Source organism: Psychrobacter sp. CAL346-MNA-CIBAN-0220 (assembly GCF_040309805.1).
Taxonomy (GTDB): Bacteria; Pseudomonadota; Gammaproteobacteria; order Pseudomonadales; family Moraxellaceae; genus Psychrobacter.
This window is the reverse complement of record NZ_JBEOPF010000213.1, coordinates 1-276: the sequence shown is the minus strand read 5'-3', so window position 1 is coordinate 276 and position 276 is coordinate 1. Positions and strand designations below refer to the sequence as shown.

The 276-nt window shown below is 37.0% G+C and carries 1 protein-coding gene; it reads left to right on the top strand.

Going from position 1 to position 276, the window contains the following annotated elements; all coding sequences use genetic code 11:
* Positions 1 to 23: 23 nt before the first annotated feature.
* Positions 24 to 276 (top strand): hypothetical protein (locus tag AAEY88_RS13370; protein ID WP_350563171.1); only part of this gene is annotated, 253 nt, incomplete at its 3' end.

The window sequence follows — 276 nt, the reverse complement described above, 5'->3', positions numbered from 1 at the left end:
ACATAGAGCTGACTGATGAGGGCATGAAAAACCGCGAAGCCATTGTTGCGACTATTATGCAATATATTGATTTAATTAAACGTGAAGGTGTTAATAGTAAGTACTTTAATGAAATTCGCACCTCTTTGAATAACCAGTTTAAATTTTTAGAAAAAGGCGATGAGTTTAACTACGTCAGTGCGCTGACTCAAAGCATGCAAGATTACCCGTTAAATCATGCGATAAACGCACCATACTACTACGCTAAGTTTGATGCTGATGCGGTTAATAATGTAC